17 protein-coding genes are annotated in these 17,354 nt (G+C 57.5%); 5 read left to right on the plus strand and 12 right to left on the minus strand.

Going from position 1 to position 17,354, the window contains the following annotated elements; translation table 11 throughout:
• Window positions 1-45: 45 nt before the first annotated feature.
• The 3 genes from pdxH (at window position 46) to pdxY (ending at window position 3,054) form a co-directional block, all read left to right on the plus strand.
• Window positions 46-702, plus strand: coding sequence for a pyridoxamine 5'-phosphate oxidase (pdxH, locus tag ACU4F7_RS09740; protein ID WP_024557668.1), 657 nt, complete (start codon window positions 46-48; stop codon window positions 700-702).
• A gap of 142 nt (window positions 703-844) precedes the next feature.
• Window positions 845-2,119, plus strand: coding sequence for a tyrosine--tRNA ligase (gene tyrS, locus ACU4F7_RS09745; RefSeq protein WP_481638526.1), 1,275 nt, complete (start codon window positions 845-847; stop codon window positions 2,117-2,119).
• A gap of 74 nt (window positions 2,120-2,193) precedes the next feature.
• A complete protein-coding gene (pdxY, locus tag ACU4F7_RS09750; RefSeq protein WP_481638527.1) occupies window positions 2,194-3,054 on the plus strand; it encodes a pyridoxal kinase PdxY in 861 nt (286 codons plus the stop codon).
• 40 nt (window positions 3,055-3,094) lie between these two features.
• Here pdxY and gstA read toward each other — a convergent pair whose 3' ends face one another.
• The 12 genes from gstA to ACU4F7_RS09810 all read right to left on the minus strand — a co-directional run bounded on the left by gstA (window position 3,095) and on the right by ACU4F7_RS09810 (window position 15,005).
• Entirely contained in the window at window positions 3,095-3,697 is a 603-nt protein-coding gene (gene gstA, locus ACU4F7_RS09755) for a glutathione transferase GstA (RefSeq protein ID WP_029592727.1), read from the minus strand.
• Window positions 3,698-3,807: 110 nt separating this feature from the next.
• A complete protein-coding gene (dtpA, locus tag ACU4F7_RS09760) occupies window positions 3,808-5,313 on the minus strand; it encodes a dipeptide/tripeptide permease DtpA (RefSeq protein ID WP_481638528.1) in 1,506 nt (501 codons plus the stop codon).
• A 602-nt stretch (window positions 5,314-5,915) separates the two neighbouring features.
• Entirely contained in the window at window positions 5,916-6,551 is a 636-nt protein-coding gene (nth, locus tag ACU4F7_RS09765) for an endonuclease III (RefSeq protein ID WP_029592731.1), read from the minus strand.
• On the minus strand, window positions 6,551-7,237 hold the full coding sequence (locus tag ACU4F7_RS09770; protein ID WP_029592732.1) for an electron transport complex subunit E: 687 nt from the start codon (window positions 7,235-7,237) through the stop codon (window positions 6,551-6,553). The genes nth and ACU4F7_RS09770 overlap by 1 nt, the downstream gene beginning before the upstream one ends.
• A complete protein-coding gene (gene rsxG / locus ACU4F7_RS09775) occupies window positions 7,230-7,859 on the minus strand; it encodes an electron transport complex subunit RsxG (RefSeq protein ID WP_029592733.1) in 630 nt (209 codons plus the stop codon). The genes ACU4F7_RS09770 and rsxG overlap by 8 nt, the downstream gene beginning before the upstream one ends.
• A 9-nt stretch (window positions 7,860-7,868) precedes the next feature.
• Entirely contained in the window at window positions 7,869-8,921 is a 1,053-nt protein-coding gene (gene rsxD, locus ACU4F7_RS09780; protein ID WP_481638529.1) for an electron transport complex subunit RsxD, read from the minus strand.
• Window positions 8,922-11,441: an electron transport complex subunit RsxC gene (gene rsxC / locus ACU4F7_RS09785; protein WP_481638530.1), complete on the minus strand. Its 2,520-nt coding sequence runs from the start codon at window positions 11,439-11,441 to the stop codon at window positions 8,922-8,924. It lies immediately after the preceding gene.
• A complete protein-coding gene (gene rsxB, locus ACU4F7_RS09790; RefSeq protein WP_481638531.1) occupies window positions 11,434-12,009 on the minus strand; it encodes an electron transport complex subunit RsxB in 576 nt (191 codons plus the stop codon). Before rsxB ends, rsxC begins: the two co-directional genes overlap by 8 nt.
• Window positions 12,009-12,590 carry an electron transport complex subunit RsxA gene (gene rsxA / locus ACU4F7_RS09795; protein WP_024557657.1) on the minus strand — a complete coding sequence of 194 codons (582 nt, stop codon included), beginning with the start codon at window positions 12,588-12,590 and terminating at the stop codon, window positions 12,009-12,011. Before rsxA ends, rsxB begins: the two co-directional genes overlap by 1 nt.
• Window positions 12,591-12,664: 74 nt before the next feature.
• Window positions 12,665-13,108 carry a DUF2569 domain-containing protein gene (locus ACU4F7_RS09800; RefSeq protein ID WP_029592737.1) on the minus strand — a complete coding sequence of 148 codons (444 nt, stop codon included), beginning with the start codon at window positions 13,106-13,108 and terminating at the stop codon, window positions 12,665-12,667.
• A 98-nt stretch (window positions 13,109-13,206) separates the two neighbouring features.
• Window positions 13,207-13,422, minus strand: a complete 216-nt coding sequence (ydgT, locus tag ACU4F7_RS09805) for a transcription modulator YdgT (RefSeq protein ID WP_024554387.1) — start codon at window positions 13,420-13,422, stop codon at window positions 13,207-13,209.
• Window positions 13,423-13,604: 182 nt separating this feature from the next.
• The gene (locus ACU4F7_RS09810; protein WP_481638532.1) at window positions 13,605-15,005 is read right to left on the minus strand and encodes a GH1 family beta-glucosidase; all 1,401 of its coding nucleotides are present in this window, start codon (window positions 15,003-15,005) and stop codon (window positions 13,605-13,607) included.
• A gap of 225 nt (window positions 15,006-15,230) precedes the next feature.
• Here ACU4F7_RS09810 and ACU4F7_RS09815 point away from each other — a divergent pair, with 225 nt between their 5' ends.
• Window positions 15,231-16,271, plus strand: coding sequence for an oxidoreductase (locus ACU4F7_RS09815; RefSeq protein ID WP_481638533.1), 1,041 nt, complete (start codon window positions 15,231-15,233; stop codon window positions 16,269-16,271).
• 70 nt (window positions 16,272-16,341) lie between these two features.
• Window positions 16,342-17,343 carry a bile acid:sodium symporter family protein gene (locus ACU4F7_RS09820; RefSeq protein ID WP_029592740.1) on the plus strand — a complete coding sequence of 334 codons (1,002 nt, stop codon included), beginning with the start codon at window positions 16,342-16,344 and terminating at the stop codon, window positions 17,341-17,343.
• Window positions 17,344-17,354: the final 11 nt, after the last annotated feature.

Below are 17,354 nucleotides of genomic sequence, written 5' to 3' on the forward strand. Positions count from 1 at the left end.
TGGAGCGCACAATAGCTCTACCCAACGATTACGTTTAGTAACGCCATGTCTGATAACGATTCTCTGCAAAAGATTGCGCATTTGCGCCGCGAATACACCAAAGGCGGGTTGCGCCGCCGCGACCTCGCCGACCAACCGCTTCCTCTGTTTGAACGCTGGCTTGCCCAGGCCTGCGAAGCGCAGCTTGCCGACCCGACCGCCATGGTGGTCGCCACCGTAGATGAAACCGGCCAACCTTACCAGCGCATCGTCCTGCTTAAGCATTACGACGAAAAAGGCATGGTTTTTTACACCAACCTTGGCAGTCGTAAAGCGCATCATATTGAACACAACCCGCGCGTGAGCCTGCTGTTTCCCTGGCATATGCTGGAGCGTCAGGTGATGGTTATCGGAAAAGCGGAGCGTCTCTCTACGCTTGACGTGATGAAGTATTTCCACAGCCGCCCCCGCGACAGCCAGATTGGCGCCTGGGTTTCGAAACAGTCGAGCCGCATTTCCGCACGCGGCGTGCTGGAGAGTAAGTTTCTTGAACTCAAACAGAAATTCCAGCAGGGGGAGATCCCGCTGCCGAGTTTCTGGGGCGGTTTTCGCGTCTCGATTGAACAGATGGAATTCTGGCAGGGCGGAGAACACCGCCTGCATGACCGCTTTTTATACCAGCGCGAAGGCGCGGGCTGGAAAATCGATCGTCTCGCCCCCTGAGTGAGGGATTTTCTTGTGCGAAGCGCTGGCGCAACCGGGCACAGCGCTTTATTCTATGCCTCCCTGAATTTTAAACGTATTCGCCAGCGGGCGAAAAGCCGTGTACCGGCAAAGGTGCAGTCGTAAACAGATGGAGAAATTGATGGCAAGCAGCAATTTGATCAAGCAATTGCAGGAGCGGGGCCTTGTGGCTCAGGTAACGGATGAAGAAGCATTAGCGCAGCGTTTGGCGCAGGGGCCAATCGCCCTTTATTGCGGCTTCGATCCTACCGCTGACAGCTTGCATCTGGGCCATCTGGTTCCCTTGTTGTGCCTCAAGCGCTTTCAGATGGCCGGCCATAAACCGGTCGCGCTGGTGGGCGGCGCAACCGGACTTATCGGCGATCCAAGCTTCAAAGCCACCGAACGTAAGCTGAATACCGAAGACACGGTGCAGGAGTGGGTGGAGAAAATCCGTCGTCAGGTTGCCCCTTTCCTTGACTTCGATTGCGGCGAAAATGCGGCCATCGCAGCCAATAACTATGACTGGTTCGGCAACATGAACGTGTTGACGTTCCTGCGTGACATCGGCAAGCACTTCTCTGTTAACCAGATGATTAACAAAGAAGCGGTGAAGCAGCGCCTGAACCGTGATGATGTGGGTATTTCTTTTACCGAGTTCTCCTACAACCTGCTGCAGGGTTACGATTTCGCCTGCCTGAACAAGCTGCACGGCGTGGCGCTGCAAATCGGCGGCTCCGACCAGTGGGGCAACATCACCTCCGGTATTGACCTGACCCGACGTCTGCACCAGAACCAGGTCTTTGGCCTGACCGTACCGCTGATTACCAAATCAGACGGCACCAAGTTCGGTAAAACCGAAGGCGGCGCGGTGTGGCTCGATCCGAAGAAAACCAGCCCGTACAAATTCTACCAGTTCTGGATCAACACGGCGGACGCCGACGTTTACCGCTTCCTGAAGTTCTTCACCTTCATGAGCATTGAAGAGATCAACGCGCTGGAAGAGGAAGATAAGAACAGCGGTAAAGCGCCGCGCGCCCAGTATGTGCTGGCGGAAGAGGTGACTCGCCTGGTACATGGCGAAGAGGGGCTGGTGGCGGCAAAACGCATTACCGCAAGCCTGTTCAACGGCACCCTGAGCGACCTGAGCGAGGCGGATTTCGAACAGCTCGCCCAGGACGGCGTGCCGATGGTCGAAATGGAAAAAGGAGCGGATCTCCAGCAGGCGCTGGTCGATTCCGAACTGCAGCCCTCCCGCGGGCAGGCGCGTAAAACCATCGCTTCTAACGCCATCACCATCAACGGTGAAAAACAGTCAGACCCGGAATACACCTTCAGCGATGCCGACCGCCTGTTCGGGCGCTATACGCTGCTGCGCCGCGGTAAAAAGAATTACTGCCTCGTCTGCTGGAAATAATATTCAGCAAGCAAGGGCGTGGGAAACCACGCCCTTTATTTTTCGCTATCACCTGCAATTCATCCGGAAGCAACATGAAAAACATCCTCGCCATCCAGTCTCATGTGGTGTTTGGTCACGCCGGCAACAGTGCGGCTGAATTTCCCATGCGACGTCTCGGCGCCAACGTCTGGCCGCTGAATACCGTTCAGTTTTCCAACCACACGCAGTATGGACAATGGACAGGCTCGGTGATGCCGCCAGCCCACCTGACCGAAATCGTGCAGGGCATCGCCGCCATCGGTCAACTGCAGCGCTGCGATGCGGTGTTGAGCGGTTATCTGGGGTCAGCCGAGCAGGGCGAGCATATTCTTGGCATTGTGCGCGAGGTGAAAAAGGCCAATCCGCAGGCGCTCTACTTTTGCGACCCGGTCATGGGGCACCCTGAAAAAGGCTGTATCGTGGCGCCAGGCGTAGCGGAATTCCATGCCCGTTATGCGCTCCCGGCGAGCGATATTATCGCGCCGAACTTAATCGAACTGGAGCTGCTGAGCGGTCACGCAGTAAATTCGGTAGACGAGGCGGTGACAACGTCACGAGAACTGATCGCGCTGGGGCCGAAAATCGTGCTGGTGAAACATCTGGCGCGGGCGGGCTACCATAAAGATCGCTTTGAAATGCTGCTGGTGACAAAGGACGAAGCCTGGCACATCAGCCGCCCGCTGGTGGATTTCGGTGAGCGTCAGCCCGTCGGCGTAGGCGATGTCACAAGCGGTTTGTTGCTGGTGAAACTGCTGCAGGGCGCAAGCCTTCGCGACGCGCTGGAGCACGTGACGGCCGCTGTTTACGAGGTGATGGTGACGACGAAGCGCATGGGCGAGTATGAACTGCAGGTGGTTGCGGCGCAGGATGGCATCGCAAAACCGGAGCACTATTTTACCGCCGTCGCGCTGTAAAAAGATAAGCCGCTCTCCCGTCACAGGAGAGCGGTCAACATCAAAGCCCTTCCGCCGCCAGCGCGGCCGCGACCTCGGGACGCGCCTGCATGCGCGCCAGGTACTGCTCAATATTATCCAGCCCGTCAAAATTCAGCTTCACCGCTTTTCCCCAGCGCAGCACGGTAAAGAGATAAGCATCCGCTACGCTAAAACGCAGCCCCATCAACCACTGCTTATCCGTCAGCTCCTCATTAACATACTGCAGTTTTTTCTCTAACTGGCCGCGCACGGTCTGCTTGTACTCCTCCGGCGTATCCGGGCGAAAGAGCGGAGAGAAGCCTTTGTGCAGCTCGGTGGCGATATAGTTAAGCCATTCCAGCGTGTGGTAACGCGTCATGCTGCCTGCCGGGGCCAGCAACTGGCGGTCCGGCACTTTATCCGCCAGATACTGCACAATCGCCACGCCTTCCGTCAGCATCGAGCCGTCATCAAGCTGTAGCGCCGGCACTTGCCCCTTAGGGTTAATGGCGAAATAGTCATCCCCGCTTTCGGTTTTTTTCGCCGCCAGGTCTACTTTCACCAGCGTAAAATCGAGACCCGATTCGCGTAAAACAATATGGGGTGAAAGGGAACAGGCACCTGCTTTGTAAAACAGCTTCATGAGTCGCTCCTCGTTAGCGATGAATTATCACAGTATCGTAGTGCCCGGCGGGGCAAAAAAAAAGCCGCTAACCCAAAGGTTAGCGGCTGAAAAAGGTTTCGTGATGAGAATTACGCCGTTGCGGTTTCGGAAGCTGTTGCCGCTTTGTCGTCATCCTGCGTCATGCGGTTCAGTTTTGGCGCGGTCAGCAGCATCAGCACGGCGATAACGCCCGTTGCGATGCCAATCTGCATGAATACGCGGCCATAAACATCCAGCGACATCAGCGGGTCGGTAACATTTTCCGGCACCGCCATCAGGTTGGCCACTTTACCGGCGATAATCGCCGCCCCGGCGGTGGTCAGGAACCAACTGCCCATGATGAAGCCCATCAGGCGCTGCGGCACCAGTTGCGCGACCATCGCGAGACCCAGACCGGAGATCATCAGCTCGCCGATGCTCTGCAGGGCATAGCTCAGGATAAGCCAGTTCACCGAGACGATACCGGCGTCGCTGGCGAACTTCGCGCCCAGTGGCAGCACGAGGAACGCGCCGGAGCACAGCACCATGCCGATAGCGAATTTATGCGGCATCGGCAGACGGTCGCCCATCTTGTTATAAATCGCGGCCAGAATAGGGCTGCCTACCATTATCCAGAACGGGTTCAACGCCTGATACTGTTCCGGTTCGAACGCGATACCCAGAATAGCGTGTTCAACGTTACGGATCGCGAAGAAGTTCAGCGAGGTTGGCATCTGGCTGTAAAGCACGAAAAACACGACCGCTTCCAGCATCAGGATAAACGCGACGATCATTTTACGACGCGCGGCGCCGTGCATGGCGAACGCCTCTTTACCGAAGATAATCACGATGCCCAGCGCGATAACGCCCAGCGCAATACGAGCGATGCCCTGGTTATGCAGCAGCCAGGTGGCGATAGCGACCAGCACTACCACGCCCGCAATAGTGGCGATAAGCTTGCCGAAGTGCAGCGGTTGGAAGTCCGGCTTCGAGCCGTACTCTTTCACCCAGTGACGGCAGAAGGCGAAGTTGATAATGGTTATCACCATACCGACCACGCTCAGTGCGAAAGCCACGCTCCAGCCAAACTTCGCCGCCAGCCACGGTGTGGCCAGCATAGAGAAGAAGGAGCCGATGTTAATCGCCATGTAGTACATGGTGAAGGCGCCGTCGAGACGCGGGTCATCCTTCGAATAGCAGGTAGAGAGCAGCGAGGACGGGTTGGCTTTAAACAGGCCGTTACCTACCGCGATAGTTGCCATCCCCATATAGACGACAGCGGCGTCGTGACCAGACCAGGCCACTAACGCATAGCCAATCGCCAGCACGGTCGCGCCAAGGAAAATCACGCGTTTAGTGCCGAGCACTTTATCGCCGAGCCAGCCGCCGATGGCGACCAGGCCGTATACCAGTGCGCTAAAAGAGGAGAACAGAGTGATGGAATCCGCTTCGGACATACCCAGCTGTTTCACCAGGTAGACGGCCATGATCCCTTGCAGGCCGTAGTAACCAAAACGCTCCCATAATTCGATAGAGAAAATGAGATAGAACGATTTCGGTTGTTTGAAAGCGTTAATGCTCACGCTTTCTGCTGGTTTATTGTTTGCAGTCGACACATATACCTCTTTTTTTACGTCCCGTATTAACGGGAGTCTTGTCGGCGCATTGCCTGTACAGCATGCGCTTTATTTTTATTAGGGTGAGAAACGGCGGGTAATGTTCACTATCCTGGGCTGTCAGGCAATACCTTTGTAATAATCCGTTACATTTAACTCAGCCAGGATATTGCCCGCAAAAACAAAACCGAAGTTAGCGTTAAATTTTTTGTTAACCTCAATATCAGATATTTTATCTGATTTTGCCCGCCTCAGGTGGTGGAGAGGTTATATGTTCTGCTGATTTGCCCGCGCGCCAGTGATTACGACCTGATTGAGGCGAATATGCCGACAGATGTGCGGTAAAAAAGCGTGCCATCGCAGGCTATGCGCGGTATTTTGCCGCTCTTTCACAACAGAAAATTAACATGATGTTATCGATGTGATTTTTGTCACAAAGTTATAGAAATTTCCTGTCGAAAAAAAACGTTTAACCTGGGAAGGTGGTTTAGCGCCGAGTTTAATCAGCAGCGATGAGGCCAAATAAAGGCTAATAAGTTGTAAAGCGTGAAAAATGTTCAGTGAGAAAGCTCACATTCGCCCGCAACGCCGCGGGCGAAGCATTATGAATAGACTTTCTCTTTATATTCGCAGAGATCTTCAATCAGGCAGGAGCCGCAGCGGGGCTTACGGGCAATGCAGGTGTAGCGACCGTGAAGGATAAGCCAGTGGTGACAATCAACTTTAAACTCCGCAGGCACCACCTTCAGCAGCTTTTCTTCCACCTGCTCCACATTCTTCCCTGGCGCGAACTGGGTACGGTTACAGACGCGGAAAATGTGCGTATCCACGGCGATAGTCGGCCAGCCAAAAGCCGTATTCAGCACCACGTTTGCCGTTTTACGCCCGACGCCTGGCAACGCCTCGAGCGCAGCGCGATCTTCCGGCACTTCGCCGCCATGCTGTTCCAGTAAAATGCGGCAGGTCTTAATCACGTTCTCCGCTTTACTGTTAAACAGCCCGATGGTTTTGATGTATTCCTTTACGCCTTCCACGCCGAGGTCCAGCATCGCCTGCGGCGTGTTGGCGACGGGGTAGAGCTTCGCGGTCGCTTTATTTACGCTAACATCCGTCGCCTGTGCGGAAAGCAGCACCGCAATCAACAACTCAAAGGGGGAGGTGAAATTCAGCTCGGTCGTAGGGTGCGGATCGTTCGCGCGCAAGCGCGAAAGTATTTCTATGCGTTTCGCTTTGTTCATCAGGCTTTTTCCGTTTTGCCCGCCACAATCGCAGCCTGCGCCGCCCGGCGCGCCTTCATTTTTTCATCAATCAGATACTTAATGGCGAGCATCATGCCAAGGCCGATAAAGGCGCCCGGCGGCAGCATCGCCAGCAGGAACGGGGTATCGGTATGAAACACTTCCACGCGCAGCGCCTTCGCCCAGCCGCCCAGCAGCGCGTCTGCGCCGTCAAACAGCGTGCCGTTGCCGAGGATTTCACGTAAAGAGCCCAGCACAAACATCGCGCCGGTAGCGCCCATGCCGATGGCGAAGCCGTCCAGCGCCGACAGCAGCGGCCCGTTTTTCGCTGCAAACGCTTCTGCACGACCCACGACGATGCAGTTAGTCACAATCAGCGGGATGAAAATGCCAAGCGACTGATAAAGACCAAACGCGTAAGCGTTAATCAGCATCTGAACAATACTGACCACGGCGGCGATAATCATTACGTAGATGGGGATGCGAATTTCCGCAGGCATCCATTTACGGAAGGCGGAAATCGAAGCGTTAGTCAGCGTCAGCACAAGCGTGGTGGCAAGGCCCAGACCCAGGGCGTTAGTCGCAGTGGAGGTCACCGCCAGAAGAGGGCACATCCCCAGCAGCTGCACCAGCGCTGAGTTGTTTTTCCACAGGCCATTGACCAGAATCGATTTTACGTCATTCATGGTTTTCTCCACAGGAAGGAAGGGCGGCAAGCTGCGGCGGCAGCGTTTGGGCATAAAGGCCGGCGCGCTTCACGGCGTTTACGACCGCGCGCGGGGTGATGGTCGCGCCGGTAAACTGGTCGAACTGGCCGCCATCTTTTTTTACCGCCCAGGTCGCATCATCGCTCCCCTGAATCACTTTTCCAGCGAAATGGGTGATCCAGTCGCTGATGCGGGTTTCGATTTTATCGCCAAGGCCTGGCGTTTCATGATGCTCGGTAACGCGGGTACCCAGCACTTTACCCTGAAAATCAGCGCCGACCAGCAGCTGAATAGCGCCAGAATAGCCATCCGGTGCGGTTGCCTGCATCACTACCGCGACGGGCGTATCGCCTTTACGGGCAACCCACAGCTGTTTTTCACCCGCGCCCAGCGCAGGCGCGCTTACCACGAAACAGCTTTGCTGCAGGTCATTATCGTAAAGTTCCGCAGGCAACACCTGGTCGAACAGCTGTTTTTGCTGGAGAACGGCCTGGTTGTCGATAGTCGTTTTGGTGAGCGCATTCACCATCGCCGTTAAGCCGGTGGTCAGCGCGGCGAATACCGCAAGGGTCGTCCCATGTTTTTGTATCGTCTTCAGCACAGGCGCTCCTTAGCGATGACCGTAGACCCGCGGACGGGTGTAATAATCGATAAGCGGCACGGTGATATTCGCCAGCAGCACGGCGAAAGCCACGCCGTCCGGATAGCCGCCAAAGCTGCGAATAAGCCATACCAGCAGACCTGCCAGCGCGCCAAAAACCAGGCGGCCTTTGTTGGTCGTTGACGCCGTCACCGGATCGGTAAGAATGAAAAACGCCCCAAGCATGGTCGCGCCCGACAGCAGGTGCAGCAATGGCGAGAGGAATTTTTCCGGCGCCAGCCACCAGCCGAGCGTGGCGCAAATCATGAGCGTGGCGATAAAACTGACCGGGATATGCCAGCGAATGGTGCCGCGCCAGAGCAGGAACAGACCGCCCGCCAGATAAGCCAGGTTCACCCACTGCCAGCCAAGCCCGGCTAACGCGCCGCCGTAAATCGGCTGCTGCAGCAGTTCCACCGCCGGATGGCCGGCATGAAGGCCGGTTTTAAAGGTATCCAGCGGCGTGGCCTGGCTTACGCCATCAATGCCGATGCGCAGCTGCGTCATGGTATCGCCGTTGACTGTCACGCCGTGAAAAATCACCTGCAGCGCATCAACCAGCCCCGGAACGGTGGCGGCGATCTGCTGCGGCGGCAGCCAGTTGGTCATCTGTACCGGGAAAGAGATAAGCAGCACCACGTAGCCAATCATCGCGGGGTTGAAAGGGTTATGCCCGAGGCCGCCGTAGAGCTGCTTCGCGATGATAATAGCGAAAACAGTGCCAAGCACCACCAGCCACCATGGCGCTAACGGCGGAATGCTGATGCCAAGCAGCAGCCCGGTCAGCAGCGCAGAATTATCGCGAATAATGGCTTTCACCGACATTTTCCGTAAGCGCAGCACCAGCGCTTCGGCGAGCAGGGCGCTGGCTATCGCCAGCAGCACCTGAATAAGCGTGCCATAGCCAAAGAAAAAGGTCTGGACGGCGATGCCCGGCACGGCGGCGAGCGTCACCAGCATCATAATGCGCGATGTCTGGCGTTGATTGTGCGTGTAGGGCGAACTTGCGATTCTGAAAACCATTTATTCCTCGTTAACAACCTGCTGAGCGGCTTTGCGAGCCTGTACCCGGGCAATCGCGGCGGCAACTGCAGCTTTACGGGGATCTTCCGCTTCTTCTTCGTTAGCGGCATCCGATGCCGCGTTTTCAGCGTCCGCCTGCTGCGCCGCTTTGCGCGCTTTAGCGCGGGCGATAGCGGCTTCAACGGCGGCTTTGCGCGGGTCGACGGGCGCCGGTGTCGCCGCCTCTTTCACTGCTGCTGCAATTTCCGTTTCTGCTGTATTCATTTCCGCCTGCTGCGCCGCTTTACGCGCTTTGGCGCGGGCGATAGCGGCTTCAACGGCAGCTTTGCGCGGGTCGACCGGGGCGGCGTCTTCGGTTGCCGCCGCCTCTGTTTGCACCGGTTGGGCATCAGCCTGCTGCGCCGCTTTACGCGCTTTGGCGCGGGCGATGGCGGCCTCAACAGCGGCTTTGCGCGGGTCGACCGGGGCGGCGTCTTCGGTTGCCGCCGCCTCTGTTTGCACCGGTTGCGCATCCGCCTGCTGCGCCGCTTTACGCGCTTTGGCGCGGGCGATAGCGGCTTCAACGGCGGCTTTGCGCGGGTCGACCGGGGCGACGTCTTCGGTTGCCGCCTCTGTTTGCACCGGTTGCGCATCAGCCTGCTGCGCCGCTTTACGCGCTTTAGCGCGGGCGATGGCGGCCTCAACGGCGGCTTTGCGCGGGTCGACCGGGGCGGCGTCTTCGGTTGCCGCCGCCTCTGTTTGTACTGGTTGGGCATCAGCCTGCTGCGCCGCTTTACGTGCTTTGGCGCGGGCGATGGCGGCCTCAACGGCGGTTTTGCGCGGGTCGGCGATACTCTGCGGTTCGGTCGCCTCGACGGCAGGAACGGAGCTGTTCGCCGCCATTTCGGCTTGCGCTTTCTCAGCCTGACGGGCGCGCGCTTCGGCTTTACGCGCCTCACGGGCAGCGATCACCGCGTTGTTATCCGGTTTAGCGCCTGCCTGCACCACCACAGGTTCGGCAGCGTCGGTTTTACGGGCGCGAACGCGGGCAAGGGCGGCGGCGACGGCATCTTTATTCTCGCCGGAAGGCTGTACAGCGGACTGTTTGTGACGCTCAAGGCGAGCCGCTTTTTCACGTTCCAGACGCGCCTGGCGCGCCTCAAAACGTGCTTTCGCCTCGGCGGCGCGGCGCTCTTCTTCTGCGATGGCGCGGATCTCCGCCTTTTCCTGGCGGAAATACTGCACCAGCGGAATGTTGCTCGGGCAAACATACGCACAGGCGCCGCACTCTATGCAGTCGGCAAGGTTGTGCGCCGTCGCTTTATCGTGCTGCTGCCCTTTGCTGAACCAGTAAAGCTGTTGCGGCAGCAGGTCAGCGGGGCAGGAATCCGCGCAGGCGCTGCAACGAATGCAGTGTTGCTCTTCCTGCTGCTCGCCCATTTCGGTTGCCGAGGGGGCCAACAGGCAGTTGGTGATTTTCACCACCGGCACGTCCAGGAACGGCAGCGTAAAGCCCATCAGCGGGCCGCCCATGATAACCAGTTGCCCGGAGGTGGGAATAAACCCGCAGAACTCCAGCAAATGGTGCACCGGCGTGCCAAGGCGCGCCCAGACGTTGCCGGGGCGGGAAACCGCTTCACCGGTCAACGTGACGACGCGCTCCGTCAGCGGCTCGCCATCGATAACGGCGCGCTTGATAGCGTAAGCGGTGCCGACGTTCTGCATTAACACGCCGATATCGGACGAGCGCCCGCCGTGCGGCACCTGCTTGCCGGTCAGGATCTGCGTAAGCTGCTTCGCGCCGCCGGAAGGGTATTTGGTGGGGATCACGCGCAGGCGAATATCATGCTCGCCCGAAAGCACGGCGCGCATCATCGAGATAGCCTGCGGCTTGTTATCTTCAATACCAATCAGCACTTCGCGCGGTTGCAGAATGTGCATGAGAATGCGCACACCGTCGATAATCTGCGCGGCGCACTCCTGCATCAGCCGATCGTCTGCGGTAATGTAAGGTTCGCACTCCGCCGCGTTGATAATCAGCGTTTCGATCTTATCGCCGCCGCCGTGCAGCTTAACGCCGGTAGGGAAACCCGCGCCGCCAAGCCCGGCCACGCCAAACTGGTGAATCCGCTCTATAAGCGCTTCGCGCCTGTGGCTCTGGTAGTCGGCCCAGCCTTCGCGGGCTATCCACTCATCTTTGCCATCGGGCTCGATAATCACGCTCAGCTCCGCCAGCGCGGAAGGGTGCGCGGTGGAGTGGGGGGCGATGGCAACGACGGTGCCGGAAGTGGGCGCGTGCACCGGCAGCATTCGTCCGCGGCCGCGCGTCAGCGGCTGACCGCGAAGCACCGTATCGCCGGGCTTAACGCACAGTTCGCCTTCCGCGCCGATATGTTGCTTCAGCGGGATAATAAAACGGCCTGGCAGCGGCACATGGCGCAGCGGCGTGCCGTTGGACTGGGTTTTCATCTCCGGCGGATGAATGCCGCCGTCGAAGTCCCAGATTTTCTCTTTTCTGAAAGCAGAAAATAACTTAAGCATGGTTTTCCACTGGGATCATGCGCACCGGAATCGTCTCTAAAGTCCATTTCCAGCTGTCCGGGGTCGGTGAGACCGGGCGCATTTCAATACATTGAGTCGGGCAGGGGTCTACGCACAGGTTACAGCCGGTGCAGAGATCGCTCATGACGGTGTGCATGGCGCGCGTGGCGCCGACGATGGCGTCTACCGGGCAGGCCTGAATACACTTGGTGCAGCCGATGCAGTTAGGTTCATCGATCACCGCCAGCATGCGCGCCGGCTCCGGCGCGGCGTCGCCGTCAATCGGTTGCGGTTCAACGTTCAGCAGCGTGGCTATCTTCAGCATCACCGCCTCGCCGCCAGGGGCACAGCGGTTAATGTTTTCGCCATTATTGGCCACCGCTTCCGCGTAGGGACGACAGCCCGGATAGCCGCACTGTCCGCACTGGCTCTGCGGCAACAGATCATCGACTTGGTCCACCACCGGGTCCTCTTCGGCGGCGAAGCGACGCGAGGCGTAGCCCAGCAGCATGCCGAACACCAGCGCCAGCAGCGTGAGAGCGACGACGGCAATGACAATCATATTCATCAGAACTTCACCAGCCCGCTAAAGCCCATAAAGGCCAGAGACATCAGCCCGGCCGTGACCAGCGCGATGGCGTTGCCGCGAAACGGCAGCGGCACATCGGCAACCACCAGACGCTCGCGAATGGCGGCGAACAGCACCATTACCAGCGAGAAGCCCACGGCGGCGGAAAAGCCATACAGCGCCGATTGCAGAAAGTTATGCCCCAGATTAATGCTCAGCAGCGCCACGCCCAGCACCGCGCAGTTAGTGGTGATAAGCGGCAGATAGATACCGAGCAGACGATAGAGCGCCGGGCTGGTTTTTCGCACCACCATTTCGGTGAACTGCACCACCACCGCGATAACCAGGATAAAGGCCATCGTGCGCAGGTAGACCAGACCGAGCGGCACCAGAATCAGGTGGTCAATAATCCAGGAGAAAATCGTGGCGAGCGTCATCACGAAGGTCGTCGCCATCCCCATGCCGATAGCCGATTCCAGCTTTTTAGAGACGCCCATAAACGGACATAAGCCGAGAAACTTCACCAGTACGAAGTTGTTTACCAGTACCGTTCCGACAAATAAGAGTAAGTAGTCAGACATTATTCGACCTGAAACGAAAAAAGCCGCTCATTATCAGGCAATGCGCCGGGAGCGACAACAGAGAATGTGTAAGGTTATTTAGCGTTAACAAACGTCTGCTTCACGCGCTTCGAACGTTTGAAATAAGGCACCAGCAGCGCTGCCGCCAACAGCGGAAACAGCAGCTGACGCAACGCCAGCTCGTCGCTCACTGGCGCGAAGGCAAAAGATTTAATGGCCAGCAGAACGGTGAGCAGCAACCAGATAATGTAATGCCTTGGCACGCCTGCGCGGCGTTTAAAAAACATCACCGCCAGCCACAGGGTATAGCCCCAGATGGCCAGCGCGAAAACGCACGAGAAATACCACAGCGCCACTGTCGACGCGCTTTGCGCGGCCAGAGCCTGATGCGTTTGCGGCGAGGCGATCGCCAACAGGTAAAAGGCCACGGCGATAGTGGTGCTAAGCAGCGTCATCAGCAGCCAGGCGAGAGGCGCCAGTAACCAACCTCCGATGCGCATTGCAGGCGTGGCGGTCATGTTACCTCCCGGGTTATGCATTGAGCCAATGAATGACAACGAACAAAATACAGTGCCAGAATTATAAGGATTTTCGTCCTGAATGCTACCTGTAGTGATTATTGCACGTAACGCCAGACCGATTTCGGCACCTGTCCAAGGTCAAACAGCCGTCCGCCGGACACCAGTTCGGCGCGCCGGTGATCCGCGGCACGGTACATATTAATCATCTCCTGATTATCGGTAAGGGTGTAATTGAGGTGGTCGAACAGTTTTTCCAGACTTTCGAGCGAGCTGATCTTACGAAATTTTAATAAGTAGTCCTGAACTGTCATGTTTAAAAGTATCCGCGTAACAGAAATAAAAAAAAGCGTAGTAAACCGGACCGCTGGGGCCGGATAAATAATAAATGGAAACAAGCAGGGGCGCAGAATTCTTAAACGCCGCAGGGGACATTTAAGATTTTTCTTTCATTTAAAGAGTGCAGGCGCCGGATGGCGCCTGACGGAGTGCAAGATTAACGCTGTTCGCCGCGGCTGGCAATAAGCTTCTGATACCAGAAGAAACTCTTTTTACGTTTACGGGCGAGGCCGGCATGGTGATCGACGTAGACGAAACCATATTGTTTCTGATAACCGTTAAGCCAGCTTAATAAATCAATAAATGACCAGGGGTAGTAACCGCGCACATCGGCGCCCTGGCGCATGGCGTCTTCCATGGCGTCGACATGCATGCGCAAATAATCAATTCGCGCGTCATCGACGATTTCGCCATCAATAATAGGGTCTTTCGCGCCGAGACCATTTTCCGTGATATAAATCGGCACGTCGCCGTAGCGGGCTTTAATTTGCATAATGCCGTCGGTTAAGCCCTGCGGCCAGATTTCCCAGTCCCAGTCGGTGTAGACGCCGTTCGGGTTACGGACAAACTTAAATAAGCCCTTAAAGCCAAATTCGTGGCCGCTATTGCGCTCGCCGCTGTGGTTGGCCTTCAACTGCGTCTCTTCATTATTCGCCACGACGGTTTCGCGACGGTAATAGTTAAGGCCGATAAAATCGCCGATGTTCTCTTTCAGCAGGCTGTCGTCGCCCGGCGCGAAGCGGGGCACCCCCCACAGCGCCTGGGTCTGGCTAACCAGCTCCGCCGGGTACTCGCCTTTCAATACCGGATCGTAAAGCCAGTGGGTATAAATACCGTCGGCAAGCGCGGCGGCGGCTTTATCTTCTGGCGAATCGGTCAACGGCGTGTGCGGTTGCAGAACATTGACGAAGCCAATCTGCCCCGTGATGCCGCTTTCACGAAACGCTTTGACGGCCAGCGCATGCGCGACGAAGACGTGATGGCAGGCCTGAATGGCGCGCGCTGGATCTTTTACCGCTGGCGGATGGCTGCCGGTAATATAGCCATGGCCGATGAACACGATGGTTTCGTTGAAGGTCGCCCAGAGCTTAACGCGTGAGCCGTAGCGCTCGTAACAGAGACGCGCGTACTCGACAAACGCCTCTGCGGTCGAGCGCATCTCCCAGCCGCCCTCATCCTGCAACGCCTGCGGCAGGTCCCAGTGATAAAGGGTGATCATCGGCTCAATGTTGTGCTCAAGCAGGGCGTCGATAAGCTCGCTGTAAAAAGCGACACCCGCTTCGTTCACCTCGCCGCGACCCTTCGGCAGCAGACGAGGCCAGGAGATGGAAAAGCGGTAGCTCTGCATGCCCATTTCGGCCATCAGCGCGACATCTTCGCGAAAACGGTGATAATGATCGACCGCGACGTCGCCATTGGTGCCCTGGTAAGTGGCGCCGGGTTGATGGGCAAAGGTATCCCAAATGGAAGGACCCTTGCCGTCGGCGTCGAAACCGCCTTCAACCTGATACGCTGCCGTGGCGGCGCCCCAGAGAAAATGTTCAGGAAATTGAGACATTGTTTCACTCCTTGAGGGGGTTAGTTTACACGCAGTGTAGACAGCGGGCGTTTGACGCTGCAACCGGTTTCCGAAACCGGTTTCAGAAATGCGAGCAGAATCACTTTTCCACCTGAGCGCGCGTTAGCTGGCGAAAAAAGCGGCCGGGTCAACACTTTATTAACGTGTTGTAGCGCGCAGGGGTTTGGTGTGAAATAGCCTTGTCCACTAAGCAGAGGAAAAGAGATGAGCGACACTATTCGGGTCGGATTGCTGGGGTATGGCTACGCCAGTAAAACGTTTCACGCGCCGCTGATTGCCGGCACGCCGGGCATGACGCTTGCGGGCATCTCCAGCAGCGATGCCGCTAAAGTCAATGCCGACTGGCCATCGGTGCCGGTGGTTGCCGAACCTAAGCAACTGTTTAACGATCCTCATATCGATCTGATCGTCATTCCCACCCCTAACGATACCCACTTTCCGCTGGCGAAAGCCGCGCTGGAAGCGGGCAAGCATGTGGTTGTAGATAAACCCTTCACCGTGACGTTGTCACAGGCGCGCGAACTGGATGCGCTGGCGAAAAGCCGCGGCCTGCTGCTTTCTGTGTTCCATAACCGCCGCTGGGACAGCGATTTCCTGACGCTGAAGAAGCTGATTGCCGAAGGTACGCTAGGCGAAGTCGCCTATTTTGAATCGCACTTCGACCGCTACCGTCCGCAGGTGCGTGACCGCTGGCGCGAGCAGGCGGGGCCGGGCAGCGGCATTTGGTATGACTTAGGGCCGCATTTGCTGGACCAGGCGGTGAATCTCTTCGGTCTTCCGGTGACGATGACGGTCGATCTGGCGCAGCTGCGTCCAGGGGCGCAGACCACCGACTATTTCCACGCCATTCTTTCGTATCCGCAACGTCGCGTGGTATTGCACGGCACCATGCTGGCGGCGGCGGAATCGGCGCGTTATATCGTGCATGGCGCGCGGGGAAGCTACGTGAAGTTCGGCCTCGACCCGCAGGAGGACAGGCTCAAAGCGGGTGAACGACCGCCGCAGGAAGACTGGGGCTACGATATGCGCGACGGCGTGTTAACGGTGGCGCACGGCGAGGAGCTGGACGAGCAAACGCTGCTGACGGTGCCGGGCAACTACCCGGCGTACTACGCGGGCGTGCGCGACGCGCTGAACGGACAGGGCGAGAACCCGGTGCCCGCCCGTCAGGCAATTCAGATTATGGAGCTGCTGGAACTGGGCATTGAGTCGGCGAAACACCGCTCCACGCTGTCGCTTGCCTGATTTATCGTTTCAACTTTTATAACGCGCCCTCAGCGGCGCGTTTTTTCGCTTTACGAGGTGGGAGGCGCTCATGAGCTGGCTGCAGCGACTGAAAATAGACAAATTCTTACTAATAATGATTGTGGTGGTGGTTATCGCTTCGCTGTTTCCCTGCGAAGGAAAGGTAAAAACCGGGTTCGAATACCTCACCACTGCCGCTATCGCGTTGCTCTTTTTTATGCATGGCGCGAAGCTCTCCCGCGAGGCTATCGTTGCGGGGATGGGCCACTGGCGGCTGCACCTGGTGGTCTTCCTGAGCACTTTCGCGCTCTTTCCGCTGTTGGGCCTGGCAATGCAGTTTCTTACGCCCACGCTTCTGCCTTCGTCGCTCTATATGGGCTTTCTTTATCTCTGCGCTCTGCCTGCTACCGTACAGTCCGCGATCGCTTTTACTTCGGTGGCCGGCGGCAACGTCGCCGCGGCGGTGTGCAGCGCTTCAGCCTCCAGCATTCTGGGCATTTTTCTCTCGCCGGTGCTGGTAGGCGCGCTGATGCAGGCGCATCAGGGGGAAACGGATACGCTGCACGCTATCGGCAAAATCGTTCTGCAACTGATGTTGCCTTTCGTGGTCGGGCACCTTTCTCGCCCGTTGATCGGCCGTTGGGTCGACAGACATAAAAAACTTATTAGCTACACCGACCGCTCTTCCATTTTGCTGGTGGTTTATGTGGCCTTCAGCGAGGCGGTAGTGCAGGGGATCTGGCATCAGGTGGACGGGCTGGCGCTGCTGAGCGTGCTGGTCTGCTCGCTGGTTCTGCTCGCCATTGTGCTGGTTATCAACACCTGGTCGGCGCGGCTGATGGGCTTTAATACCGCCGATGAAATCACCATCGTGTTCTGCGGTTCGAAGAAAAGCCTCGCTAACGGCGTGCCGATGGCGAACGTGCTGTTTCCGGCAAGCCAGGTAGGGATGATGGTGCTGCCGTTGATGATTTTCCATCAAATCCAGCTGATGGTGTGCGCGGTGCTGGCGCAGCGTTACGCCAGACGCACCGCGAAAGAGAAGCGCCAGGCGCAGACGGCGGCTTCCTGATAGCGCCTGGC

It is taken from the genome of Franconibacter pulveris (assembly GCF_056780215.1).

Coding starts and splice junctions, on each gene's coding strand:
- pdxH (WP_024557668.1), top strand. CDS start 46: ATGTCTGATAACGATTCTCTGCAAAAGATTGCGCATTTGCGCCGCGAA.
- tyrS (WP_481638526.1), top strand. CDS start 845: ATGGCAAGCAGCAATTTGATCAAGCAATTGCAGGAGCGGGGCCTTGTG.
- pdxY (WP_481638527.1), top strand. CDS start 2,194: ATGAAAAACATCCTCGCCATCCAGTCTCATGTGGTGTTTGGTCACGCC.
- gstA (WP_029592727.1), bottom strand. CDS start 3,697: ATGAAGCTGTTTTACAAAGCAGGTGCCTGTTCCCTTTCACCCCATATT.
- nth (WP_029592731.1), bottom strand. CDS start 6,551: ATGAACAAAGCGAAACGCATAGAAATACTTTCGCGCTTGCGCGCGAAC.
- ACU4F7_RS09770 (WP_029592732.1), bottom strand. CDS start 7,237: ATGAATGACGTAAAATCGATTCTGGTCAATGGCCTGTGGAAAAACAAC.
- rsxD (WP_481638529.1), bottom strand. CDS start 8,921: ATGGTTTTCAGAATCGCAAGTTCGCCCTACACGCACAATCAACGCCAG.
- rsxC (WP_481638530.1), bottom strand. CDS start 11,441: ATGCTTAAGTTATTTTCTGCTTTCAGAAAAGAGAAAATCTGGGACTTC.
- rsxB (WP_481638531.1), bottom strand. CDS start 12,009: ATGAATATGATTGTCATTGCCGTCGTCGCTCTCACGCTGCTGGCGCTG.
- rsxA (WP_024557657.1), bottom strand. CDS start 12,590: ATGTCTGACTACTTACTCTTATTTGTCGGAACGGTACTGGTAAACAAC.
- ACU4F7_RS09800 (WP_029592737.1), bottom strand. CDS start 13,108: ATGACCGCCACGCCTGCAATGCGCATCGGAGGTTGGTTACTGGCGCCT.
- ydgT (WP_024554387.1), bottom strand. CDS start 13,422: ATGACAGTTCAGGACTACTTATTAAAATTTCGTAAGATCAGCTCGCTC.
- ACU4F7_RS09810 (WP_481638532.1), bottom strand. CDS start 15,005: ATGTCTCAATTTCCTGAACATTTTCTCTGGGGCGCCGCCACGGCAGCG.
- ACU4F7_RS09815 (WP_481638533.1), top strand. CDS start 15,231: ATGAGCGACACTATTCGGGTCGGATTGCTGGGGTATGGCTACGCCAGT.
- ACU4F7_RS09820 (WP_029592740.1), top strand. CDS start 16,342: ATGAGCTGGCTGCAGCGACTGAAAATAGACAAATTCTTACTAATAATG.